The organism is Asticcacaulis sp. P2_C5 (genome assembly GCF_056404555.1).
Window position 1 is genome coordinate 140,593 of the sequence record NZ_JBFUDU010000004.1, and the last position, 24,608, is coordinate 165,200.

Genomic DNA, 24,608 nt, shown 5'->3' on the forward strand with positions numbered 1-24,608 from the left:
TTGGAACCGCGAATGAACGCGAATTTACGCGAATATTTAAGGCTGCCGAGCGCCTTGGGCGCTCCATGAGTCCACAACGGCATCTATAGTCGTGGCCGCCACACTGGAATTATTCGCGTTTATTCGCGTTCATTCGCGGTTCCAAATAAAAACGGGCGGAGCCAAAAGCTCCGCCCATTCAAACACGTCAAACTCAATCGAAAAGCTACTCCGCCGCGACTTCAGTTTCAGGCACGGCCAGGTTGGACGAAAAGGCGATCGGGACGCCGGTTTCCTCGTCGCGGACGATTTCCTCACCGTTCAGGATACGCGCGATTTCGTCACCGCTCAGGGTCTCGATCTCGAGCAGGGTCTTGGCCAGGCGGTGCATGCCGTCCAGGTTCTCGGTCAGGATACGCTTGGCGTCGTCGTAACCGGCCTTGACCAGGCGCTTGATTTCTTCATCGATCTTCTGCGCGGTCGACTCGGACGTGTCGCGGCCGAACACACCGTGTTCGTCCTCGGAATCCTTGTAGTTGACGAAGCCGAGCTCTTCGGAATAGCCCCAGCGCGTCACCATGGCCTTGGCCAGGCGGGTCGCTTGCTGGATGTCGGAGGAAGCACCCGATGTCACCTTGTCCTTACCAAAGATGAGTTCCTCAGCAACACGGCCGGCCATCAGGATGGCGAGGCGCGACGTCATCTGGGTAAAGTTCTGCGAATAGCGGTCGCCTTCCGGCAACTGCATGACCATGCCGAGGGCACGGCCGCGCGGAATGATGGTCGCCTTGTGGACCGGATCGGCCTCGGGCACCTTCAGGGCAACAATGGCGTGGCCGCCCTCGTGATAGGCTGTCATGCGCTTCTCGTCTTCAGACATGGCCATCGATTTGCGCTCGGCGCCCATCATGACCTTGTCCTTGGCGTCTTCGAAGTCGCGCATGGTGACCAGCTTGCGGTCCTTGCGCGCTGCCATCAGGGCCGCTTCATTGACCAGATTGGCCAGGTCGGCGCCGGAGAAGCCTGGCGTACCGCGGGCGATCACCTTGACGTCGACATCGACGGCCAGAGGCACAGGCTTCATGTGAACACGCAGAATGGCCTCGCGGCCTGTCAGGTCGGGATTGGGCACAACCACCTGGCGGTCGAAACGGCCAGGACGCAGCAGGGCCGAGTCGAGCACGTCGGGACGGTTGGTGGCGGCGATCATGATGATGCCTTCATTGGCTTCGAAGCCGTCCATCTCGACCAGCAACTGGTTGAGAGTCTGTTCGCGTTCGTCGTTACCGCCGCCATGACCGGCGCCACGATGACGGCCGACGGCGTCGATTTCGTCGATGAAGATGATGCACGGCGCGTTCTTCTTCGCCTGGTCGAACATGTCGCGGACCCGCGACGCACCGACACCGACGAACATTTCCACAAAGTCCGAACCGGAGATCGAGAAGAAGGGCACGCCCGCCTCACCGGCCACAGCGCGGGCCAGCAGGGTCTTACCGGTACCCGGAGGGCCGACCAGCAATGCGCCCTTGGGGATCTTGCCGCCCAGCTTCTGAAACTTCGACGGATCCTTCAGGAAGTCGACGACCTCCTGGAGGTCCTCCTTGGCTTCCTCGACGCCGGCGACATCATTGAAGGTGACGCGGTTCTTGTGCTCGGTCAGCAGGCGCGCCTTGGACTTGCCGAAGCCCATGGCGCCGCCGCGTCCACCGCCCTGCATCTGGCGCATGAAGAAGATCCATATGCCGATGATCAGGATGACCGGCAGCAGGGTGGTGACGACGCTCATCAGGGCCGACATGCGCCCGGACTGCACTGTCACCTTGACGTGCTTGTCCTTCAGGACCTGCAGCAGGTCTTTTTGATCGTACGGCGTCGTCGTACGGAACAGCTTCTTCTGGGTATCGGTCGCCTGAACGTCATCGGCCTTGATCAGCACATCGACGATCTTGCCCTGCTCGACCATGGACACCAGTTCGGAATACGGCACTTCCGCCGGTCCGCGTGGCAGGGCGGCGGCGCCCGGCCCCTTGTTCACATAGACGTAGGCGGCCAGCAGCAGCGCCAGAATAACCCCGATAATTGCCATTAGCCGAAGGTTCATGCCTCGTTCATTCCTTTACAAAGCCCGATCCGGGCTGCCCATCGCGGGCGTCTGCACATTACTGACCCATATAGGGAGGGTCGCCGTCTTTCGCCACAGCCCATTGCGACCCGGCAGTCACAAATCAGTTTCGCGCCTGAGCTCGCAGACCGCGGCGAGGAAACGCGGCCTGACCCAGCCTGTGACCTCTAACGTGTCATAAAGCTCCTGTCTTAACGCTCCGTGAGCGGAATGTGCAAGAAGCGGGCCTTCTGGCCCGTTTATCACAGGAAGCGTCGCTCTCAACCCGGCCGGCAGGCGGGCAAGACGCGTTCGGTCCGCCTCGCTCAGTTGCGAGCGCAGTCCGCCCGATGCCGTAATTCGCTGCGGCTCGGCAGCCCTGATCTCGAACCGCCCATCCCACACCACGCCATAGCCCGCCCTGGTCGTGACCTCAGCGGTTCCGTGCCGTGCGATGTCCCCGGCCTCGCGGATGATATGGATCAGGCCGCCGACCTGCTGGATACGGGCGCCACACAGGGTGTGTGTTTCACCGTCCGCCAGCCGCCCGAGCAGATCGGCTACGCGGTCGCGGCGCGGCAGCCTGTTGCCGCCGCCGGCACAGACCGCCGCCGTTGCCAGCAGCCGGATCGCGATTTTTTCCGGCAGTTGCCCAACGCCATCGGCGTGAAAACGCAGCAGGCCCAAGTCCGACCAGCCCTCCGGGTCATATAGCAAGGCGTCGATCTGGCCACGCGGCAACCGGTCCGCTGCTTGGGCGACGTCTGTTGATGTACCTTCAAGAGCCTTACGGGCCTGGGCGCGCAGCGACTGCGGATTTTCGTTGGCCGGGTCCTCGATCCAGTTGATCCCTCGCGCCCGGAGATAGTCGCGTAAGGCGGCGCGGCCGACATTCAGCAGCGGCCGGCACAGAAAGACACCGCGGCCTTCCGGCCAGGACGGAGACGGCGACCAGACCCGGGGCGTGCCGACATTGGAACCCTGGGCGCGCATCAGCCCGGCTTCAGCAATATCGTCGGCGGTGTGGGCCAGGCAGAGCACGCGAATGCCCTGGGTCCGCGCCGCATCGGCCAGCAGGGCGTGGCGTGCGGTACGGGCGGCGGCCGACAGACCGGTTTGCGGCTTTTCTCCGATCCATGCCAGGGCCGTGAAGGGCAGGTCCAGACGGAGGGCGTGTTCGGCGACGGCCTGCGTCCAGCCTGAGCTTAGTGGGTTGATGCCGTGATCGACGCAGAAGACATGCAGCGGCCTTTTGCCCCATTCGGCGAGGGCCTGCAGCAGGGCCACCGAGTCCCCGCCGCCCGACACGGCCACGCCAAGTGCGCCGGAGCCGTTGAGGAGAGTGTCAAAGTCGGCAAGATGCGTTGTCATTGCATTGGCGGCAAGAAGTTTTGAAACACGAATGGACACGAATAGGCACGAATAAGACGCTTGCTAACGCGCGCGGAGTTAGGTGGATCGGCCTCAGTTAAAACAGAAACGTCCAAAACGAGTTCCACTGACGGTCTTATCGGCGCGAAGCGCCATCCCTTCGTGTCGGGTGTAGCTACTAACGCCCATCGGGCAAGATAGCAGAGCACTAACCACGTGCAGTGCACAAAGCTATGGCAAATAGCATCGGACAGCTATGCCAGCACGCGCGCGTTAGCAAGCGTCTTATTCGTGCCTATTCGTGTCCATTCGTGTTTCAAAACTTCTTCTTAAGACCTCAATCAAAAACGACCCGATCCCAATACAGCTTCGGATGTTTAAAATTAAGCACAAGCCCCAGGCTCAACCCGGTAATTTTTAAATAGTTGGCGACCTGCGCTCGATCTATATTCGTAATCATTTCAACGCATTTCACTTCCACGATGATCTTTTCGTAGACTATCAGATCGGGCACATAGTCGCCGACGTTTTCAGATTTATATATCACTTCAAAAGGTCGTTGCTGCACATAAGGTATGCCCCGCAGCCGGAATTCCACCGCCAGCGCCCTTTCGTAGGGCTTTTCCAGCAGACCATGACCCAACGTATTCAGCACCTCCATGGCGGCGCCGACGATCTGGAACGTTTCTTCCTTCAGCCTTAGGTCGTGCCCCTCGTCTGCCATGGCACGCCTCAGGCAGGGCAGCTATCCTTGAGCTTCAGGTTCTTTGCCAGGGTCTTGCTGTCGCTCGTCGCCGTCTTGGCATACAGCTTGTCGAACTGCGATAAGGCCAGACAGGCGTCGCTCGGGCGGTTGGAGGCCGTCAGTGCGTCCGCCAGCTTTACGGTTGCTTCCGGCGCCCACGACGTCTTGGGCCATCCCTTCAATGCCGTGGCATAGGCCGCCACAGCTCCGGAGATATCCGACTTCATGCTGCGTATCTGTCCAAGACGGAACCACGCCTCGGCCAGTTGTGGCGCTTCCGGCCAGGTTGTCGTAAAGGATTCGAACGCCCGGCCGGCATCATCGATCTGGCCCGACGTCATCAGGTTGAACGCCTGCTCGAAATCGCCCTCCGGATCGCCCGTCGAGGCCGGCGGCGGCGGCGGCGGCGCCAGCAGGGCGTCGATGTCCTTCATGTGGGCGTCGGCCAGGTCGGCGCGCCGCGTCAGGGTATCGATCCGCGCATTTTGGGCATTGAGCTGCTGCTGCAATACCTGGTTCTGGTGCATCGCTTCTTCCAACTGACCGGTCAGGGATACGATGGTCTGGGCCTGTTCGTCCTGCTTGCGCGACTGCGAATCAACGGTTGCCTGAAGGGCCACGACCTCAGGATCGGGCTCGACCAGAATGGGCGGGCTTTTCTTGTTTTCGACGCGAGCAACGGCGCGTTCCAGCTTGCGCACATTGCGGTCCAGGCGTTGCAAACGCTTGACGTCCCACACGGTGCTGTCAGTCGGCTGTTGGGTGGGATCGTCCTCATCGTCATCGCCGAAAAGCTGGGCGTGGGCCGCCGCCGGCACGAAACTCGTGGCCGTCACAGCCCCGAACGCCACCGTCAGGGCCAGGATCGACAAACCCGCCGCAGCCTTGCCGCGCAGGTTCCACTGCCAGATCCGTCCCGAAAAATCGTTATGAGCCATAGGCTTACATCCCGCCCGTATACTGTTGACTACCGCACCGAGAGCCACCGCCTTGCAACAGTCACCCTCCCCTATTCGTAGTAACATAGTCGGGCCGAAATAAGACGTAAATCCCTATTTAACGGTCCCTCTGTCTTACTGCGACGCCGCCAGGTTGTCGTTCTTCACCCAGCCAATATTGTCGTTGTCGTCGGCGACTTCCCAATACATGCCGTCCTTGTTACCGGTCGGATAAACGACCAGCCCCGCCGGCAGGGCGCGCAGCACGGCGCCGGACGGCGAGGGCGTGGCACGCAGGGTGGTGGCGGTCTGGACGGTGAAGCTGCGCGAAGGTGCCGCCGCGGCCCCGCCGGCATCGATCCCGCCGAGATTATTGACCATGTCGGCATAGGCGACGACAAAAGCCTGGGTGACGATCTTGCCGATATCGGTGTCTTCATAACCGCCACCTACGGCACCGGCCCAACCGGCGCCGCCACCGCCGCCCCAGGTCACGTCGTTCTTCGCGGCATGGCCTTCGAAGGCATTCGATTCCGACGTACGCGCGTCGGTCAGAGACAGGATGACGTCAGCCTCAGCCTTCTTGGTGCGGAATCCGCCGATGATCGCACCGGCGCGACCGCCGACTATGCCACCGACCAGACCGGCAGCACCTCCGCCGCCGGTGTTCGAATCGGCACTGCCGACTTCGGCGACCAGGACAAAGTCCGCCGCCTTGATCTGGCCCTTGCCGACATTCGAGCCACGCTGAAGTCCCAAATTGTTGTTGATGTCGCGCTCACCGGCCGCCGCGTTCAGACCGGCGCCGCGATCGACCAGGCTGAAACAGCCCGATTTTTGCACCATGACCTTGAGCAGCTTTTGTGGCGATGCGAGGTTATTCTGTGTCCAGCCGTTGGAATCGTCGCCATCAACAATGGTGATGGTGCCCAGCTTCGACGTGCAGTGGGGCAGCTCCGCCACCATCTTGTCCTGGGTCTGCTGCGCCTTGCTGGCCTTGGTCGCCGCAAGGGCTACCGGCGCCGTGCATATCAGCGCCCCCGATATTAGCGCAAATGTGGAAATCGACAAGGCCGCGACGCGGCCCATGCGCATGATGGTCATATCTGCCTCCCAAAAATCGAAACCCCCGCCTGCGGCCGCGGTGCGCGGGCAAAAAATACGGAACAAACGCAATAGGACAGACGCCCGCCACCGGCAAAAAAAACGGTAGCCCGGCACAACGACAACACATGTCGGTCAGGAAAAAGGCCTCCCACCGTACCGGTGGGAGGCCTCGACTTCAACCGAAAATTTAAAACGGATTACCTTAACAGTACTACTGGGCGCCCGACGTGATCGCGGTGTGGGCGTTGCGGTTCTGTTGCCAGGCATCCTCATCAGAGCCAGTGGCGATCGGATTTTCCTTGCCGTAGGAGATGGTGGCAATACGACCGGGGACGACACCGCGGCCGGTCAGGAAGTCAGCCACGGCCTGGGCGCGGCGAGCGCCCAGAGCGAAGTTGTATTCGCGCGTGCCGCGTTCGTCGGCATTGCCTTCGATGCGCACCTTGACGGCCGGATAACGAACCAGCCAGGCTGCCTGGGCCGCCAGAACGCCCTGGGCGTCAGCGCGGATCGACGACTGGTCGGTGTCGAAATAGATGCGGTCGCCGACATTGACGACAAAATCCTGCTGCGAGCCCGGCACGACGCCGACAGGCGGCAATTCCGTGCGCGTGGGCGGGACGCTGGGCATCGGCGCCGGCTGGCTGGGCGTGGACGGGACTGTCGGGGTCGTGTCGATCACCGGCTTGGGTTTTTCCGAGCAGGCTGCGAGCGCGGTCAGGACAAAGGCCACAAGGGCCACTTTAAGAACGGACTTCGCCGGTACAGTCATATGAATTCCCTTCACCAATTTATGAGACCAAAGTCTATTTTCACGACTTCATGACATCTACGCGTCAAAAAAATCTTATTACCCATCACGATGATATGCCTTTTTCAATTTGTCAAACTAAAGGCGACATAAAGTGCAACATCGAATTTATTTCACGTCGCTGGGGTAAAGCGGCCGATAACGGTAACTTTACACCTATTGTAGCTCAGACGCCGCATGGCTCCTCGCATAAGCTCTGGCGGCCCAAGTGCGTTTTCTGGCGCCCTTGCCAAGCTGCAATGAGTAAGGATCATTGCAGCTTGGAATCAAAGGCGCGGCGACCAGTCCGGATCCGAAGCCGCACCACTATACAACACGGCACGCGCCCGGCTTCGCCTCGTGTCTATCGTCCACAGGGTGGGCAGTCCCGCAGATGTTTCCCGAACAAAGAGAATGTCGCGGCCACTATGCGCCCAACAGGGCGTCATGTCTGTGCCCGGCGGGGTCAGCAGTCGCTCACCGCTGCCATCGGCATTCATAACGCCGATAACGAAGCCAGTCCCTGACCGCCCCATTCCTGACCGTTTAGTGAAGACGATCAGGTCCCCCTTGGGTGAAAACGCCGGCGACGCATAGGTGTCGCCGCCTGTGGTCAGCGGTCGCACATCCGAACCGTCGGCCAGCATGACATAAATCTGCGGCGTCCCGCTGCGGTCGGACGCAAAGACGATGTGCGAACCGTCGGGCGAAAAGGACGGCGACGTGTCGGCGGCTGTCCCTGACGTAACGCGGTTCATGGCCCGCGAACGCAGGTTCATGACGTAGATGTCGGAATTGCCGTCGGCCGACACCGAAAAGGCCAGTTGCGTCCCGTCGGGCGAGAAGCGTGGCGCCGACAAGGCGCCCTTGATATTGCCGAGCGATTCCTGGCGACCGGTTTCGATGTTGAAAACAAGGATGCGCGCGCCATCCTGTTTCAGAGCGACATAGGCAATTTCCTGGCCGTCGGCCGAAAAGCGCGGCGTCGCCACCGCAGTCGAGGCGTCGGTCAGGTACTGCATATTGGCGCCGTCCTGGTCCATAATGGCCAGGCGCCTGACACGGGCGGCACCGGTGCCGCTTTCCGCCACGAAAGCAATGCGTGTTTCAAACCGCCCCTCCTCGCCGGTTACCTTTGCGTAAATGGTGTCGGCGATCTTGTGCCCGATACGACGTCCGTTTTCCGGCACGGCCGCAGCACTTTGCCCGAGAACCTGCGCATGCGAATCGATATCCCACAGGCGAAAATCGACGCGCAGGCGGCCATCGCCGGTCATCAGCGCGCGGCCGTTACCGAGGTAGCGGGCCTTGACAGCCTTCCAGCCGGAATAGTCCGGGATAATGTTCACGTCCGCCGCTATCCCGGCAAAGCTGGCCGGATCCAGCGTCGAAAAGACACCCGACTGTTCCAGGTCGGCCGCGATCACGCTCGAAATCTCGGCGCCATAGCTGACGCCGGCTGGTCCCTCGCCCTTGATCGCAATGGCGATCGGCGCCGGCTGCGCCACCGCGGTATCTGCCGCCGCGACCGGCTGCGGTGCAACGGCCTGGGTCTGGCCCTGGGCATGGACGGGCGCCCGCGCCCCCGTCATGACGACCAGGCCGAAGGCGCACGCCACGCCCAGTCTGTAGGAGTCTCGCACTCTCATTGCGCGCGACTACTTGGAATCTTTCAGCACGGGTGACCATGCCGGATCGGACGCCCCACCGGAATAGGGCACGGGCCGTTCGATGCGGCCGGTAACCTCGACCGTCCACAAGGACGGCAAGGCGCCTGGGGGCTCGCGGAAGAACATGATGTAGCGGCCGTTGGGCGCCCAGGTCGGCCCCTCCTCCAGATAGGAAGAGGTCAAAAGCCGCTCACCGCCGCCGTCCGGATTCATTACGCCGATCGAGAACCGGCCCTGGGATTGCTTGGTGAAGGCGATCATGTCGCCCTTGGGCGAATAGACCGGCGTTGAATAGATGCCGCCGCCAAACGTGATGCGGTGCACGCCCGAACCATCGGCGTTCATGACATAGATCTGCGGCGAGCCGCCACGATCCGAGGTAAAGGCGATGCGTGACCCGTCCGGCGAGAAGGACGGAGACGTGTCGATGGCCGGGTCCGACGTGATACGGCTCATCGCCCGCGTACGCAGGTTCATGACATAGATGTCGGAATTGGCGCCGGTCGACACCGAAAAAGCCAGCTTGTTGCCATCGGGCGAGAAGCGCGGCGCGAACACCATGCCCCTGATTTCACCCAGCGATTCCTGTCGGCCGGTCTCCAGATTGAAGACATAGATGCGCGCGGAATCGGCGCTCAGCGCCATATAGGCGACTTCCTGGCTGTCGGCCGAGAAGCGCGGTGTGATGACCTTGGTCGAGCCGTCGGTCAGATACTGCGGATTGGCGCCGTCCTGGTCCATGATGGCCAGCCGCTTGACGCGCGCCCCGCGCTTGCCGCTTTCGGCGACGAAGACGATACGCGTGTCAAAATAGCCGTCCTGGCCAGTCAGTTTTTGATAGATGGCGTCGGCGATCTTGTGGGCGATGCGGCGCCAGTTTTCTGGCGGAGCGCCCAGCGACTGCCCCAGCAATTGCTTCTGCGAATAGATGTCCCACAGGCGGAAATCGACCTGCAAACGGCCGTCGGCATTAACGTAGGCGCGGCCGTTGGCGAGAAACTGGGCATTGATCGCCGTCCAGCTGGGATAGTCGGGTATGATGCTCGGGTCGAGCGAAGTCTGGATAAAGGCATTGGGATCGATCGGCGCAAAATAGCCCGAACGCTCCAGATCGGCCGACACCACCTTGGAAATCTGCTCGCCGATGGCATTGCCGCTGGCGTCGGTCCCATTGATGGCGATGGCGATCGCCAGGGGCTGGATATTGCCCTCGGTCACCGTGCCACGCAACTCATCCTGCGCTAAAACAGGCGCCGCCCCGGTGATCGCGGCAAGCGTGCCTGCCGCCGGTAATAGGCGCAAAAGCGTGCGTCTCGATAGGCGCTCAAGGCTTTGGCTCATGGTTTATCTCTCAGAAACAGGCGATGGAGGCAAATGTAGACGGTCAGGCGGGCGGGATTGTGGCGGTTATCGCCCACGGCAAACTTCGGGAGCGTCGAACGTAATCAACAGGGATCTGTTGTAAAGACCCGACGGCAGATCGGTGTAGGGCTCACCCTTCCTGACCGCGGCGATCGCCAGGTTGGCCCCGGCTTCCCACACCGGATCGGCACGGCGGTTAGCCCATTCGGGTCCCTTTATCACCCGGCCGTTGGGCGACAGGGTAAAGCGGATGTCCGGCTTGATCCGGTCGCTGCCCGGAACATCGCAGTTGAGGGTCCACAGGCGGCCGAGCCGCTTAGACAAGGCTTTGATATCGCTTTCCAGCCCGGCATCCTGCGGCGCCTTGCCGGTCTGCGACTGGCCGTTCGTCGCCTGGGTGCTGGGCCGCGCCGGCCTTTTAGACGGCGTGGTGGGCGGCGCAGCCGCGGCGGCCAGCATGGCGTCGGCCGCCGAGACCTTCTTGTCCGGTGCCGGCTTTTTCAGGCCGTCCTTGGCCGGCGGGGTCTTGTCCTTCTTCGGCGCCTCAGGCTTCTTCTCAGGTTTGGCCGGCGCCGTCGCCTTTTGCGGCTCAGGTACGGGCAACTTGGGGGCGGGGTCGGGCTTCGGCGGCTCGACCACGTCTTCCGGGGCAGGCTCGGGCGCCGGCTGCACGACCGCCAAAGGGTCCACCGGCGTCGGCACCATTTCATGGCTGGGCGCATCGGCCACGATCTCGACCGCCACCGACGTCACCTTGACCGGCTTGGACGATGTCGTCCAGCCGACATAGGCGAGCAAAAGCAAGCCTATGTGCAGGAGCAGAGAGACCAGGAATGACGGAAGAGACCGCTGCATTCTACTTCGATGCCGCTCCCGCAGAAGCGGAAACTGCGGATGCGCCCGCTGTGCTCTTTCCCATGGGGTCGGTCACGATGCTGATCTTGGTAAAGCCCGAACTCGACAGCTTGCCCATGACCTGGGCGGCCACGCCGAAACTGGCGCCGGCGTCGCCACGGATAAAGATCGGTTTGTCGGTCTCATTTTGCGTCATGGCCAGCAGACGCGGCGTCAGCTGTTCGTAGGTAGCCGCCACGTCGTTGACGTACAGCGTGCCGTCCTTTGCGACCGTCACGGTGATCGGCTCGCTCTCATCCTTCAGCGCAGCGGCCTCGGTCTTCGGCAGATTGATCTTGATACCGGAATTCAGCAGCGGCGCTGAGATCATGAAGATGATCAGCAGCACCAGCATGACGTCTACCATCGGCGTGACGTTGATTTCGGACAGGGCGTTGCGCCGCCTGACCCGCCGGTTCGACCGGCGGCCACCGCCTCCGCCTCCGCTTGCTCCCATGGCCATGGTCTCAGCCTCCCAGCTTGTCGCCGAGACGACGGGTCAGCGACACCATCAGTTCGTCGGCAAAACTTTCCATGCGGCCCGTGAAGCGGCTGACCCGGGCATTGAACAGGTTGAAGGCGACATAGGCCGGGATGGCGGCGAACAGGCCCATAGCCGTGGCAAACAGGGCCTCCGAGATTGCCGGCGCCACAGTGGCCAGGTTGGTGTCACCCTGCGATGCAATGGCCGAAAAGGCGTTCATGATGCCCCATACGGTGCCGAACAGCCCCATGAAGGGTGATGCCGTCGCGATGACGGCCAGGATGCTGAGCCCGTCTTCGACATTGTCGGCCTCGCTGGTAATGATGTGCGACAGCTCGCGATCGACCTGCGCCACCAGCAGATCGCTCTGCGCCGGACTGATCGTGCGCCCCTTGTAATCGCGCCAGGCGCCGGTCACGGTGACCAGCAGCTTCTGGAACGGCTCCTTGGGACTGGGGCCGATGGAGGCCGCAATATCGTCGAGCGCCCGGCCGGAGCTCAGGGCAGCCTCGAACGAGTCGGCCTCCTTGTTGATCCGGCCAAGGCCCAGGCTTTTCTGCACGATAATGGCCCACGACCACAGGGACGCGAAGACCAGGATGGCCATGACGACCTTCACCACCCAGTCGGCATTCATGAACAGATGGATGAAATCCATCGTCGACGTGCTCGCCGCGGCAGACGTGGCGGAAGAGGCGGAAACGGCGTCCATGACGCACCCCCAATAAAGTTAATCCAAATATGGAGCGACTTTGCCCCAAGTTTCACGACAATTCTATGGCCTATCTCGACCGTCAGGCGTCATTTTCGTCGATAACCGTCCGATTTATCACATCTGCCAGCGTCTTGGGCAAGCGCCTTGGCCGCCCGTCGAAGCCGATACACACCGCATCGAAACGCGCCTCGCATAGCAAAACCCCTTCGCGTTCAATGCGCTGATGCAGAAAAAACTGCGCCCCCTTCATGCCGGTCGACCGCGAGCGGACCAGCAGGATATCGTCGATTCGTGCCGGCGCCTTGTAGGTGACGTCGATATGGGCGACCGCAAAAGCGAGCGGCGGATCCATCTGCGCCAGTTCGCGATGATGAATGCCGATCAGGCGCAGGAAGTCCGAACGCCCACGTTCGAAGAACTTCATATAGTTGGCGTAATAGACGACGCCGGAAAAATCGGTGTCCTCGTAATAGACGCGGACCAGCAGGTGGTGCTCGTCATCGACCAATCGCCCGGCCAGGGGCTGTTCGGGAATCTCGCTCATCGGACAGTTCTAGTGCATCCCGTAAAACCCTGCTAGGGTTAAGCCGCATCGACTTTCATCGCGGGGCAAACATGTATCGAACACTGGCGCTTGTCGCGCTCCTCACGGCCCTCGTGTCGCCCGCCATGGCCGCTGCGGCCGATTCGCCCTCGCAGATCGTCGGCAAGCTTTACGCCCCGTACCTGGCCGATCCCCATGCCGAAACCGACGACATGGCAAGCGCCATGGACCGGATTCGTCCCTTCGCCACCAAGGCCTTCATTGCGGCGATCGACAAGGACCAGGCGTGCATGAAGCGCGAAGGCATCTGCAATCTCGACTGGGATGTCATTATCAATGGCCAGGATTGGGAGTTGGCGAACTTTTCCCTCGACGAGGTGTGGCCGTATGCCCCTCCGGTCATTGTCACGGCGACGTTCCGGAACGGCCAGTATAGTCAGCAGGTGAAGTACTATTTCATTCAGGAGGGTACCGACTGGAAAATCGATGATATCGAAGACCAGATCCTGGACGACGCCGGCAAGGTCACGGAGACAGTCTCGATCAAGACCCTGCTTAACTAATAAGAAACCACCCATGCGCCACCTGCTCAGCTGTCTGACCGCCCTCCTGTGGTTCGTCTGCGCGCCCGTGGAGGCCCGACCTGCCCCGGCGCTGTGGGGCGACCTGCAATCCGGTCCGTACGCCGTCGGTTTTAAAGCGGTTTTTGTCCACGATCGGTCGCGTAGCTGGCGCGTCACACGGACCTATGACGGCAGGTTCACCCCCGACCGCCAGGGCAAACCAGTCCAAATCGATATATGGTACCCGGCGCGCAACTCTGCAGCCAAAACCAAGGCCATGACCTTCGGCGACTACATTGCGCCGGCGGCGCCGGCCGATTTCGTCGCCTTGCACGACCTGATGACCCAGCGCAGCCGCAGTGAGGCGACAGGCGCCGTCAGCGCCGCACAACTGCCGCAACTGCTGGCTCAGTCGATGATGGCGTCGTTGAACGCCCGGCCCGCCGCCGGCCGTTTTCCGGTTGTCTTCTATTTTGGCGGCCTGAATGCCGCTATCGACAGCAACAGCGTCCTGGCGGAATATCTGGCCAGCCACGGCTACGTTTTTGTCGCTGTGTCGCTGGTCGGCGTATCGGACCAGCAACCGTTTCAGTCGGTGTCGCCGGATGGTCTGGAATCCTCCGTCAGGGATATGGAATACGCCGCTTCGCAGATGGGCCGTTATGCTCCGGTCGACATGACGCGCACGGCTGTCATGGGCCATAGTATCGGCGGGGTCGAAGCCCTGGTCTTTGCCGCCCGTCAGGGCAATATATCGGCGGTCATCGGCCTCGACGGCACCTACGGCTTTCGCGGTTCAACGGCCATACTGGACGGCGCCTATGGCTACGGCCCGCTCAAGGTTCGGGCGGCCGTGCTTGACCTTCGCCGAGCAGCCGGCCAACAGGGCGCCGACCTCGACCTGACCGCGATCGACCGACTGCGATACGCCGATCGCCATTTGATAACCTTAAACCACATCCACCACAGCGATTTCACCAGCTTCGCCATGGTCGGACAGATATACAATACGGCGACGGACCCGTCTTACGCTGCAACCGGCTGGAACCGCGATACGGGCGCCGCCGGTTTCAAACTGGCCGCCGGCATAGTCGGCAGCTTCCTCGACGCGCACATTAGCGGCGTCACTACCGGCTGGACGGCGACCACAAACAATCTGCCCAATGCTGTCCGGCATATCGCGCCGGCCGCTGTTCCACCGACGCCAGCCGAGATGGCGGACTACGCCGTGTCACACAGCCTGGACGACGCCAAGGCCCTGATCCTGAAGGCCTGCGACAAGGTGTCCCTGGCCATGTGTATCGACGCCGGCGACTATAACAGTCTCGGTTACAGCCTGCTGGGCCAGGGCCGTCCAAAAGTTGCCCTGATCATTTTCCAGTTGGCGGCCTGGGCCTATCCGGCTGCCGCCAACCCGCAGGACAGTCTCACCGACGCCTATCTGGCTGTCGGCGACGTCGCCGGTGCCAAAAAAGCGCTTCAACAAGCGATCGAACTGGCAGCCAGGGATTCGGCGATCGCCGACGCCGACCGGGCGGGCTTTATCGCCAACGAAGAGGCGCGCCTGAAGTCGTTGCCCTGATCCTACGGCGTATCGCGCAAGGCGCACAGAGGCCCGCGCAATGCCGTCCGCGCATAGGGTCCGCGCGTCGTGAAATCGATATAGGCATTGTCGTTGCCGTAGCGCGGCCAGTCCGGCAGACCTGGCCCATTGGGATTGCCTGTCTTCGCGAACCGAACCCAATAGTCGAGCAAGGGCGGCCATGTGGCGTCGCCCTCCCCGTCCGGACGCGGGTTCATGACGAACTGCAGTTCCGAGCCGTGATGCACCGTACCTTGGCCATAATTGACGCCGAGGTGATACAGCCAGGCATTATTCCCGGCGGCGGTCATATAGGCCGCCGTCCAGTCGGCCGGACAGCGCATCATGATGTCGGTCGACAACTGCATGGCGGTGTCTCCGAGCAATGGATCGGCCTTGACCTTATTGCCGGTATCGATGCGGTAGAAGCGCATGGCCTTGAAACGGTTGCTGCCGAACGCCTTGAAGATCGTCGGATAGATGGCGTCCTTGCCACCATGCAGTCCCAGTTCCTGGGCCGAGACGCCAATGATCAGCGGCACATGGGCGGCCTCACCGGCGCGGAAGACGTCTTGCGGGGCGCGCGGCAGAACCTTGCCGTCAACTACAGCCTGAAGCCAGATAAACGAGTCGTCGTCGATCGGCACCGGCAGCTTGTCCGCTGCCGCCTGCAAGGTCACGGCCGGCGTGCGGCGCAGATCGGCCAGGGCCTCGGCGCTGTCGGGGGCGGCATTCATACTGTAGCGCCGCGCCAATTCGACGCCCATGGCCTCGTTTTGCGCCAGGCTGCGCGGCGGCAAACCGAATTGCGGCGGCCCGCTTTCGGAAATCGCCTTGTGAAACAGCCCCTTCGCCAGGGGCGAGGCCAGCAGCAGACCGACGTCCTGGGCGCCGGCGCTATGGCCGAAAATCGTGACATTATCCGGGTCGCCGCCGAAGCCCGCAATATTGTCGCGCACCCATTCCAGCGCCTTGATCTGATCCATCAGGGCGTAGTTGCCCGACGCCCCACCCTGCTCGTGCGTCAGTGCGGGATGTGACAGGAAACCGAAAACGCCCAGGCGATATTGCAGCGAGACGATGACCACGCCCTTCGGCGCGAAACCGGCCATAATGGTGCCTGCCCCGCCACCGGCGCGATTGGCGCCGCCATGTATAAACACCATGACCGGCAGCCTTGTGCCCGACCGCAGACCGAGATCGGGCGTGCGCACTTCGAGATAGAGACAATCCTCGGAGCTGGCATCCGCCATCTCCTTTTGCCAGCCATACGATACCTGCAGGCAGGCCGGTGCTGAGTCCTTGACATAGCGTACGCCCTGCCACGGCCGCGGGCTTTCCGGTGCACGCCAGCGCAGATCGCCGACCGGCGGGCGGCCGAACGGCACGGCCCTGAAGGCATAGCTGCCGTCCCACAACTTCTCACCGCCCAGTGCGCCCGATGCGGTCTGGACGACGATATCCGGTTTGGGCCCGACAGACTCAGGCGTCGTCGTTTCGGGGGGGCTGCCGCCCGAAGCCTCGGCGAAGGGGGGCGGGGGCGCATCCAGGCTTTGCTGGGCGATCGGTTCAGCCTGTGGCGGCGTGGTCACAATCGGCGGCATAGGGCGCGACGTCACGCCGGGAACCACGGCGTGATAGCGGCCATTAGGCCCCTGGGCCGGCGTTTCTTGGGCCGCCACCGGCAGCACCATCAACGCCAAAATCGGAATTAATGCCCATCCGGTTGCGGCGTGCCGCATGACCGTCAGTGTCCCTGTGCCCAGAGATAGGCCGCGCCGCGCACGCCGGAGGAATCCCCCCATTGCGCCGGCTTCAGCTCGGCCCGCCAGCCATCGCTGAACACATAGGGCTGGATCTTGCCAGGCAGGCGGTCGTAGATTTCATGGACGTTGGACAGGCCGCCGCCGAACACGAAGGCATCGGGATCCAGCATATTGACAGCCAGCGCCATGCCGCGCCCCAGCCGGTCGAGCAGCCGGTCGAAGGCCGCTTCGGCATCGGGATCGCCGGCGCGCATGCCGTTGATGATGTCTTCGCCGCGCATCGGCCGACCGGTCACCGTCAGATAGTCGCGGGCAAAGCCGGTGCCCGATACCCATGTCTCCAGGCAGCCCTTCTGACCGCACCAGCAGGTCGGACCAGGAAATTCGTCAGGCTTTTGCCAAGGCAGCGGGATATGCCCCCACTCGCCGGTCAGGCCATTGGCGCCTTCGATCATATGGCCGTCAACGACCAGTCCGCCACCACATCCCGTACCGACGATGATGGCAAAAACGGTCTTCAATCCCTTGGCCGCACCGTCGACGGCTTCGGACAGGGCCAGGCAGTTGGCGTCGTTGGCCAGTCTGACCGGACGCTGCAACGCCTTTTCCAGATCCTCGCGAAAGGTCTTGCCGTTCAACCAGGTCGAATTGGCATTGCGCATGACACCAGTGCGCGGACTGACCGAGCCAGGTGCGCCGACACCTATTGTGGCGATGCGCTGGCTCAGCGACGGATCCTGACGCTTGGCCTCGGCTTCAACACGATGAATCAGGTCGCAGACGGTCTTCAGCGCATCCGTATAGTTACCCGGATTGGGTTCTCTCTGCCGCGACAGAAAGGTCCCGTTCTGCGACAGGGCTGCCGCCTCAATCTTGGTCCCACCGAAATCTACACCGACATACAACATGAAATTCGCGTCTATGGAGTTAAGTCAAAAAAACAGACCCCCGGCGGCGACGCCGGGGGTCTTTATTTCAGCCAGGCTTAGTGGCCCGCGCTCACGCCTTCTTCGATGGCGTGAACCGGTGCGCTCTTGGCGGCCTGCGAGAACCACAGGACGTAGAGGTAGCAGAGCAGCGGCACACCGAAGGCCAGCGAACGGGCGCCGATCGGGAAATGGGCAACCAGTTGGTCGACCGTGAAGCCGTACAGGATCGAGATGAACCCGCCGCCGCAGATCGCCATGCACATCAGGCCCGAGGTCGACGAGGCCGGAGCCGACGAACGTTCCAGGGTGATGGTGAAGATGGTCGGGAACATGATCGAGTTGAACAGGCCGATCAGGATGGCCGCGCAGCCCGGGATAAAGCCCGTGGTCAGCAGACTGGCCTTCTCGGCGCCCGGCAACATGACGGAGCCGCCCAGTTCGGTCGCCGGCATGCTGAAGGTCGCTATGACGACCACGCAAAGGATCGAAGCACCGGTGGCCACAAATGCCAGCATGGTTGTCGGCTTGATGGAACGCAGCAGGACCGAACCGATGAAGCGGCCGAACATGGCGAACAGCATGAAGATCGGACCGATGTAGCCGGCGACCTGCGACGGAATGTTCATGATCTGCGATTGTTCGAGGAAGAAGATCATCCCCGAAATAACGCAGACTTCGGCGCCGACATAGAGGAAGATGCCCAGCGAGCCCAGATTGGCCCATTTCGAGCCGAAGGCCTTGAACGGCGATTCCGTGTGCACAGCCATTTTCGGCGCGTGCGTCGTGATGGTGTTACGGACCAGGAAGACGGCCAGGGTGAAGACGGCCAGGACGGCGGCCAGCAGCAGATAGACATTGGTCACGAAGCCGAGACCGACATCCTTCATCGCCTGCGTGATGACCGTGTCCTTCAGGAACAGGTCGCCCTTGAGCAGGAATGCGGCGCCGAAGATGCCGCCCAGATAGGCGCCCATCGAGTTGAAGGCCTGCGACAGGTTGAGGCGGAACGCGGCGTTCTTCATATCGCCCATCGAGGCGATGAGCGGATTGGCCGCCACCTGCAGAAGGGTGATGCCGGAAGCCGCGACGAACAGGCCCAGCAGCACGGTGATGAAGTTGTGCGAATAGGCGGTCGACCAGGCGATCAGGCAGCCGGCGACGATGCCGATCAGGCCCAGGATGATGGACTTGGCGTAGCCGTTCTTGGCCAGATAGGCGGCCGACGGGATCGACATGATGCCGTAGGCGATGAAGAAGGCGAATTGGTTAAGCTGCGTCTCGAAATCGGTCAGGGTGTAGATGACCTTCATGCTCTTGACGAGCGGGTCGATCAGGTTCGTAACGAACGCCCAGATGAAGAAGAGACACGTGACGTAAACGACGGCGAGAAGAAGGCCACCGCCCCCACTTTTAGGGGCTGCTGCGGAGTCTGACATTTTACTTACCTGCCTGTGCACAGTTGTGGATGAGTGACGCGGGCCGGACCCTGACCTCACCGATTAATTAAATCAAATTGCAAAAAACCCGTTTTTGCGACCTTGGCAAATGAAAAACACCGCTATTGCGAAATTTTTAACGATTTGCCGTCCGGTACGTTTAGCGCCCTCGTAATTGTCAGACAAGCCCGCATGCCGCATCAGGCGAGATTTAACCAAAGCTTGCACCGCAGTTATACAGCGAAAGTCGTCGGTACCGCCGTGCCATCCTTCAGCGTCTCCATGGCGAAATAGGCCGAAATATCGAACAACTCGATGCGACTTACCAGGGTCTTGTAGATGACGTCATAGTGGGCAATGTCGCTTGCCACGACCTTGACGATATAGTCGAGATTGCCGGCCAGACGATGCGCCTCGACGATTTCGGGGATATCGGCGACCGCGGCGCGAAACCGTTCCAGCCAGTCCGGCGTATGGCTCGCCGTCTTGATCATGACAAAGACCGTGGCGGCGACATTCATCCGTTTGCGGTCCAGCACGGCGATATTGCCGTGAATATACCCGTCTTCGCGCAGCCGGCCGATACGGCGCGAACAGGCCGAGGGCGACAGGTGAACACGTTCGGCGAGGTCGGCCAATGGCGTATCGCTGTCCTTTTGCAGAAGGGCGAGCAGCCGGCGGTCGCGATCATCTAACATTTGCACACTTTCCGACAATGACGCCTAATTATTGCAAAAAATCGACAAAATGTCACTCAATAAGCGCGCCAATTCACCTATTTCCGCGCTATCATGCGGAATATAGGTTTCAATTCATGGGTAAAATTGTTCATGCGCAAGATCGGTCTGCTGGGCGGGATGAGCTGGGAAAGCACCGCCGTCTATTATCGCCTGGTCAATGAGGCCGTGCGGCTGCGCTGCGGTGACCTGGCGTCGGCGGATATCGTCATGCGCTCGCTGGACTTCCGCGTGGTCGTGGCGCTGCAAAAGGCCGGCCGCTGGGACGACGCGGCCAGGCTCCTAAGCGACGCAGCCCAGGGCCTGGAACGCGCCGGCGCGGACTGCCTGCTGATCTGCACCAATACCATGCACAAGATTGCCCCGACGGTAGCCAGCCGGATCGGCATCCCCCTGATCAACATCATTGACGAAACGGCGCATGCGCTGAAACGCAGGGGACACCGGCGGCCGCTGCTGCTGGCAACGCGCTACACGATGGAAGACGGCTTTTACGCCCAGCACCTCGCCCGCCACGGCCTCGATGTCGTGGTTCCCGAAGCCTGTGACCGCCTGGCCTGTCACGACGCCATCTTCGACGAACTGTGCCAGGGTATCGTCAGCGATACCGCCCGCCGCGCCCTGATCGCCATGACCCAGCGCGGCAGCGCGGCCGGCGCGGACAGCGTCATTCTGGGCTGCACGGAGCTGGGTTTGTCGGTGACGGCGGACGACCTGCCCCTGCCCGTCTTCGATTCCACGGCGATTCATGCCGCCGCAGCCGTCGAATTTGCTTTCGGCGTTACGGTCGCCAACGACGAACTATCGCTGGAAATGGCGATGATTTGAGGGTGTTCAACGCGCCGGCTGCCAGCGGAAAAACTTCGCAGCGACCAGGACGCCGCCAACGGCCCAGGCCAGCAGGACCAGCAGTTCCCGCCACGACACGCCGAGCCCGAAGAAGGCGCCGATCGCCGCATTGGCCAAGGGACGGACCGGCAGGCTGCCAGCCACGGTGGCCAGCCAGGCCGGCGCGCCATGCATGGGATAGAAGACACCGGAGATAAACACGACCGGAAAGGTCAGGAGGTTCAGCATGGCTGGCCCCGCCTGCGCGTTGGGGATAACGGCCACCGCGGCCAGCGCGATAGCGGCCAGCGCACAGGCGCCCAGACCCAGGCAGGCAAAAAACAATGGCAGATGCAAAACCTGCACCTGAACCTTGAAGAAGGCGACCCCGATCGCCACGCACAGGCCGGAGGTCAGCAAACCAACAAAGACGGCGAACAGTACGCGGGCAACGATATAAGCCGATACCGGCGTCGGGGTCCCGCGCAGGCGTTTCAGCCGCCCCTGGTCACGGTCGAACAGGATCGATACGGCCAGGTTGGTGAAACAGGTCATGATGACGGCAAAGACCGACATGCCGGCAACGTAAAATGTCGCCAGGCCAACCTTTTGCCCGCCTATCTCCATGGTGTTGTCGCCCAGCAGCAGCGCATTGATCACCAGGAACATCAGCGGAAACGCCATGCCGAAGAAGGCCGCGCTCGGGTTGCGCCAGAACGACAGATTGACATAGCGCAGATGAAGTCCGGTCAGGTGGAGCCAGCGTTTCATGACGGCTTGCCTTGTTCAGGGGTGGTTTCCATGGTGCCCACGCGCGCAATCAGCGAGAGATAGGTGTCCTCCAGGCTGGGCCGTGATACGTCCAGCCCCGCCAAGTCCACACCCAGGGCCAAAGCCCAGCCGGTCAGGTCATGCAGCACCCGCACCGGCTCCTCAGCGCTCAGCTCCACAAATTCACCGTCCGTACGCGCCAGGGCCGTCAAGCCCACGGGCAACGCCGCCCCCGGCGGTAACTTGAAACGTATGCGTGTTCGTGCCGCACCGCGTCCGCCCAGGTCCTCCGGCGTGCCTTCGGCAATGATCTGCCCGCCGGCAATCACGGCGATCCGGTCTGCCAACCGCTCGGCCTCATCCATATAGTGGGTGGTCAGGACGATCGTCTTGCCCAGGTCGCGCAGGCCGGCGATCACCTCCCACGCCTCGCGCCGGGCGTCTGGATCGAACCCGGTTGTCGGCTCGTCGAGAAAGATCAGGTCGGGATCGCCGACCAGGGCCAGGGCCACGTCCAGCCGGCGCTTCTGACCACCCGACAGCTTGCCGGCCCGAACCTTGCGCTTGTCGCTTAACCCTACCAGGTCGATCACCTCATCGACCGGCCGCGGCCGGGCATAGGTGCCGGCAATCAGGCTGACCAGCTCGACGACGGTCAGATAGGGATCGGCCACCGTCTCCTGCGTCACGATACCGATACGTTCCTTCAGCGCCGCAGCGCCCTTGGCCGGGTCGTACCCCAGCACCGACACCTGACCGGCGTCGCGCGTTACAAAGCCTTCCAGTATCTCGACCGTTGTGGTCTTGCCGGCGCCATTGGGCCCCAATATGGCGAAGATCTGCCCGCTCTCGACCGTCAGGTCGATGCCGCTTACCGCCTTCAGCTTGCCGTAGGTCTTGACCAAACCCCTGACTTCGATGGCCGGTGCGCGCATGAGTGGCGTTTCCTTTTTATAGTGACGCAACCTAGGCCGGATCGCTGGGTCGAGCAAGACATACCGGCCCGGACAGGTTGCGTGGCCATTTGACAGCGCTGTCATCACTCGCTGTATGTCGTGAAGAATTGACTTGACCCTGAGGCAGAACAAGGGCTTTGTGCAGCCGATTGTCCGGCGGACGGGCCGAAACCCGTCCTGCGCCTTCAACGGCAACGCATAAAAACGAACCTTATCAACGAGTCGTACCTTGAAAATCCTCCGCCGCCGTAAAACCAAGATCGTCGCCACCCTCGGGCCTGCGAGTTCCAATGCCGAGATGATGGCGCAGCTCTTCCAGGCCGGCGCGGATGTGTTCCGGCTCAACTTCTCGCACGGCAGCCATGAAGACCATGGCCGCAATATCGAGCTGATCCGCGAACTGGAGGCCAAGGCAAAGCACCCGATCGGCATCCTGGCCGACGTCCAGGGGCCGAAGCTGCGTGTCGGCCGCTTTATGGGCGGCGCCGTCGTGCTTACCAACGGTCAGGAATTCCGCCTCGACCTCAATCCGACGCCCGGCGACTCGCGCCGCGCCAACCTGCCCCACCCGGAAATCATCGCCGCCGCCCAGATCGGTTCGCACCTGCTGCTCGACGACGGCAAGCTGAAGCTGCGCGTGGTTCACGTCCGCGAAGACCATCTGGAAACCATCGTCGTCAATGGCGGCCGGCTCAGCGACCGCAAGGGCGTCAACGTCCCCGACGTCGTCCTGCCCATCCCGGCGCTGACCGTGAAGGACCGCGCCGATATGGAATTCGCCCTGGAACGCGGCGTCGAATATATCGGCCTCAGCTTCGTCCAGCGCCCCGAAGACGTTATCGAAGCGCGCGAACTGATCAAGGGGCGCGCCTGGGTCCTGTCCAAGCTTGAAAAGCCACAGGCGCTCGACAATCTCGAAGAGATCATGCGCCTCAGCGACGCCGTCATGGTGGCGCGCGGCGATCTCGGCGTCGAACTGCCGCCTGAAGAAGTGCCGCTGGCCCAGAAGCGCATCGTCCAGTGCGCCCGCGCCATGGGCAAGCCGGTTATTGTCGCCACCCAGATGCTGGAATCGATGATCACGGCCCCTACCCCGACCCGCGCCGAAGCCTCCGACGTCGCGACCGCCGTGTTCGACGGCGCCGACGCCGTCATGCTGTCGGCCGAAACCGCCGCCGGCCAATATCCGATCGAAGCCGTTACCATCATGGACCGCATCGTCGCCCGCGTCGAACAGGACGAAGGCTGGCGCACCATGACGGATCGTCGCCGCCCTGAGCCCGAAAAGACGACTTCTGGCGCCATCGCCGCCGCGGCGCGCCAGGTCGCTCAGACGATCGGCGCCATCGCCATCGCCGCCATGACCAATTCGTCTTCGACTGTGCTGCGCGTCGCTCGCGAACGCCCCAGCTCGCCGATCCTGGGCCTGACGCCCAACCTGCAGACCGCCCGCAGGCTGGCCCTGGCCTGGGGTGTGCGTCCGGTCCTGACGCCGATCACCCATTCGATGACCGAAACGGTCGCCGTCGCCACCAAGCTGGCGCGATCCGAAGGCATTGCCGAGCCAGGCCAGGACATTGTCATCGTCGCCGGCATGCCGTTCGGCAAGTCGGGCTCGACCAACGCCCTGCGTGTTGCCCGTGTCTCGCGGACCAATGCCGAGGAAGCCGAGTTCGTCGACGACGCGCAGTAGGCTTTCAACGAGGTCTTCAAAGGATGTCGGCCATGTGTTACAGTGTGCGTGCACCGTAACACGAGGCAATCATGGCTGAATCGACCTTTACCTTCCGCGTTGAAGACGAATTGAAAGACGCCTTCAATCAGATCGCCCGCGCCAACGACCGGACCGGGGCGCAGCTGCTGCGCGACTTCATGCGCGACTATATCAGCCGCCAGCAGGAAGCCGCCGACTACGACCGTTGGTTTCGCGAGCAGGTCGAAGCTGCGCGTCGGTCCATCAAAGCCGGACAGGGCATTCCGCACGAAGAGGTCGAGGCCGAGTTTGCCGAGTTGCGAGCACAGTCGCTGCGTAAGGCCGGATTGCAAGCGTGAAGCTGATCTGGGCGCCGCAGGCACGGCAGGATAGACGGGATATCCTCAGGTTCATTGAGCTCGATAATGTTTCGGCTGCACTGCGGCTCGACCAAACCATCAGTGAAGCGGCAGACAAGCTGTTACACCGCCCCCGGCTTGGACGCCCCGGCCGCATCTCGGAAACCCGTGAATGGGTCGTGCATCCCAACTACATTCTGATCTACGAATCTACGCCCGACGAACTACAGATATTGCGCGTACTTCACACGTCCCGGCGATGGCCGCCACAAGACTAGAGCCATC

Annotated in this window: 24 protein-coding genes; 6 read left to right on the forward strand and 18 right to left on the reverse strand. The window is 62.1% G+C overall.

The window, feature by feature from the left end:
- Positions 1–205: 205 nt before the first annotated feature.
- From ftsH to ybgC, 12 genes are all read right to left on the reverse strand, one after another.
- Positions 206–2,083, reverse strand: a complete 1,878-nt coding sequence (ftsH, locus tag AC1DXO_RS08725; RefSeq protein WP_476977737.1) for an ATP-dependent zinc metalloprotease FtsH — start codon at positions 2,081–2,083, stop codon at positions 206–208.
- Between the two features lie 117 nt (positions 2,084–2,200).
- A complete protein-coding gene (gene tilS, locus AC1DXO_RS08730) occupies positions 2,201–3,454 on the reverse strand; it encodes a tRNA lysidine(34) synthetase TilS (RefSeq protein WP_476977738.1) in 1,254 nt (417 codons plus the stop codon).
- Positions 3,455–3,791: 337 nt separating this feature from the next.
- Positions 3,792–4,178: a GxxExxY protein gene (locus tag AC1DXO_RS08735; protein ID WP_476977739.1), complete on the reverse strand. Its 387-nt coding sequence runs from the start codon at positions 4,176–4,178 to the stop codon at positions 3,792–3,794.
- Positions 4,179–4,186: 8 nt separating this feature from the next.
- Positions 4,187–5,137, reverse strand: coding sequence for a tol-pal system YbgF family protein (locus AC1DXO_RS08740; RefSeq protein WP_476977740.1), 951 nt, complete (start codon positions 5,135–5,137; stop codon positions 4,187–4,189).
- A 135-nt stretch (positions 5,138–5,272) separates the two neighbouring features.
- Positions 5,273–6,241, reverse strand: coding sequence for a CsgG/HfaB family protein (locus AC1DXO_RS08745; RefSeq protein ID WP_476977741.1), 969 nt, complete (start codon positions 6,239–6,241; stop codon positions 5,273–5,275).
- A gap of 214 nt (positions 6,242–6,455) precedes the next feature.
- On the reverse strand, positions 6,456–7,016 hold the full coding sequence (gene pal / locus AC1DXO_RS08750; RefSeq protein ID WP_476977742.1) for a peptidoglycan-associated lipoprotein Pal: 561 nt from the start codon (positions 7,014–7,016) through the stop codon (positions 6,456–6,458).
- Positions 7,017–7,321: 305 nt separating this feature from the next.
- Positions 7,322–8,683, reverse strand: coding sequence for a Tol-Pal system beta propeller repeat protein TolB (tolB, locus tag AC1DXO_RS08755; RefSeq protein WP_476977743.1), 1,362 nt, complete (start codon positions 8,681–8,683; stop codon positions 7,322–7,324).
- Positions 8,684–8,692: 9 nt separating this feature from the next.
- Positions 8,693–10,045 carry a Tol-Pal system beta propeller repeat protein TolB gene (gene tolB / locus AC1DXO_RS08760; RefSeq protein WP_476977744.1) on the reverse strand — a complete coding sequence of 451 codons (1,353 nt, stop codon included), beginning with the start codon at positions 10,043–10,045 and terminating at the stop codon, positions 8,693–8,695.
- A gap of 66 nt (positions 10,046–10,111) precedes the next feature.
- Complete coding sequence (locus AC1DXO_RS08765) at positions 10,112–10,921, reverse strand: hypothetical protein (RefSeq protein WP_476977745.1); 810 nt, start codon at positions 10,919–10,921, stop codon at positions 10,112–10,114.
- Position 10,922: 1 nt separating this feature from the next.
- The gene (locus AC1DXO_RS08770; RefSeq protein ID WP_476977746.1) at positions 10,923–11,423 is read right to left on the reverse strand and encodes an ExbD/TolR family protein; all 501 of its coding nucleotides are present in this window, start codon (positions 11,421–11,423) and stop codon (positions 10,923–10,925) included.
- A 4-nt stretch (positions 11,424–11,427) separates the two neighbouring features.
- Positions 11,428–12,156 (reverse strand): protein TolQ, encoded by a 729-nt coding sequence (gene tolQ / locus AC1DXO_RS08775; RefSeq protein ID WP_476977747.1) that lies wholly within the window; start codon positions 12,154–12,156, stop codon positions 11,428–11,430.
- An 82-nt stretch (positions 12,157–12,238) separates the two neighbouring features.
- Positions 12,239–12,703: a tol-pal system-associated acyl-CoA thioesterase gene (ybgC, locus tag AC1DXO_RS08780; RefSeq protein WP_476977748.1), complete on the reverse strand. Its 465-nt coding sequence runs from the start codon at positions 12,701–12,703 to the stop codon at positions 12,239–12,241.
- A 71-nt stretch (positions 12,704–12,774) separates the two neighbouring features.
- On the opposite strand from ybgC, the gene AC1DXO_RS08785 reads away from it, so the two are divergent.
- Together AC1DXO_RS08785 and AC1DXO_RS08790 are read left to right on the forward strand one after the other, a co-directional pair.
- Positions 12,775–13,266, forward strand: coding sequence for a DUF3828 domain-containing protein (locus AC1DXO_RS08785; protein WP_476977749.1), 492 nt, complete (start codon positions 12,775–12,777; stop codon positions 13,264–13,266).
- 13 nt (positions 13,267–13,279) lie between these two features.
- On the forward strand, positions 13,280–14,848 hold the full coding sequence (locus tag AC1DXO_RS08790) for a poly(ethylene terephthalate) hydrolase family protein (protein WP_476977750.1): 1,569 nt from the start codon (positions 13,280–13,282) through the stop codon (positions 14,846–14,848).
- Positions 14,849–14,850: 2 nt separating this feature from the next.
- On the opposite strand, the gene AC1DXO_RS08795 is transcribed toward AC1DXO_RS08790, so the two are convergent.
- The 4 genes from AC1DXO_RS08795 to AC1DXO_RS08810 form a co-directional block, all read right to left on the reverse strand.
- Entirely contained in the window at positions 14,851–16,530 is a 1,680-nt protein-coding gene (locus tag AC1DXO_RS08795) for a carboxylesterase/lipase family protein (protein ID WP_476977751.1), read from the reverse strand.
- Positions 16,531–16,595: 65 nt separating this feature from the next.
- Positions 16,596–17,522, reverse strand: coding sequence for an ROK family protein (locus AC1DXO_RS08800; protein WP_476977752.1), 927 nt, complete (start codon positions 17,520–17,522; stop codon positions 16,596–16,598).
- Positions 17,523–17,599: 77 nt separating this feature from the next.
- Positions 17,600–18,979: an MFS transporter gene (locus AC1DXO_RS08805; RefSeq protein WP_476977753.1), complete on the reverse strand. Its 1,380-nt coding sequence runs from the start codon at positions 18,977–18,979 to the stop codon at positions 17,600–17,602.
- A gap of 233 nt (positions 18,980–19,212) precedes the next feature.
- Positions 19,213–19,677 (reverse strand): Lrp/AsnC family transcriptional regulator, encoded by a 465-nt coding sequence (locus AC1DXO_RS08810; protein ID WP_476977754.1) that lies wholly within the window; start codon positions 19,675–19,677, stop codon positions 19,213–19,215.
- Between the two features lie 132 nt (positions 19,678–19,809).
- On the opposite strand from AC1DXO_RS08810, the gene AC1DXO_RS08815 reads away from it, so the two are divergent.
- Entirely contained in the window at positions 19,810–20,544 is a 735-nt protein-coding gene (locus tag AC1DXO_RS08815; protein WP_476977755.1) for an aspartate/glutamate racemase family protein, read from the forward strand.
- Positions 20,545–20,550: 6 nt separating this feature from the next.
- Here the strand turns inward: AC1DXO_RS08815 and AC1DXO_RS08820 are convergent, their stop codons facing one another.
- Positions 20,551–21,315: an ABC transporter permease gene (locus AC1DXO_RS08820; RefSeq protein WP_476977756.1), complete on the reverse strand. Its 765-nt coding sequence runs from the start codon at positions 21,313–21,315 to the stop codon at positions 20,551–20,553.
- The gene (locus tag AC1DXO_RS08825) at positions 21,312–22,250 is read right to left on the reverse strand and encodes an ABC transporter ATP-binding protein (protein WP_476977757.1); all 939 of its coding nucleotides are present in this window, start codon (positions 22,248–22,250) and stop codon (positions 21,312–21,314) included. Before AC1DXO_RS08825 ends, AC1DXO_RS08820 begins: the two co-directional genes overlap by 4 nt.
- Before the next feature lie 250 nt (positions 22,251–22,500).
- Between AC1DXO_RS08825 and pyk the strand changes: the two genes are divergently transcribed.
- The 3 genes from pyk to AC1DXO_RS08840 all read left to right on the forward strand — a co-directional run bounded on the left by pyk (position 22,501) and on the right by AC1DXO_RS08840 (position 24,601).
- Positions 22,501–23,964 carry a pyruvate kinase gene (gene pyk, locus AC1DXO_RS08830; RefSeq protein WP_476977758.1) on the forward strand — a complete coding sequence of 488 codons (1,464 nt, stop codon included), beginning with the start codon at positions 22,501–22,503 and terminating at the stop codon, positions 23,962–23,964.
- Positions 23,965–24,035: 71 nt separating this feature from the next.
- Positions 24,036–24,323, forward strand: coding sequence for a CopG family ribbon-helix-helix protein (locus AC1DXO_RS08835; protein ID WP_476977759.1), 288 nt, complete (start codon positions 24,036–24,038; stop codon positions 24,321–24,323).
- Positions 24,320–24,601: a type II toxin-antitoxin system RelE/ParE family toxin gene (locus AC1DXO_RS08840; RefSeq protein WP_476977760.1), complete on the forward strand. Its 282-nt coding sequence runs from the start codon at positions 24,320–24,322 to the stop codon at positions 24,599–24,601. The genes AC1DXO_RS08835 and AC1DXO_RS08840 overlap by 4 nt, the downstream gene beginning before the upstream one ends.
- Positions 24,602–24,608: the final 7 nt, after the last annotated feature.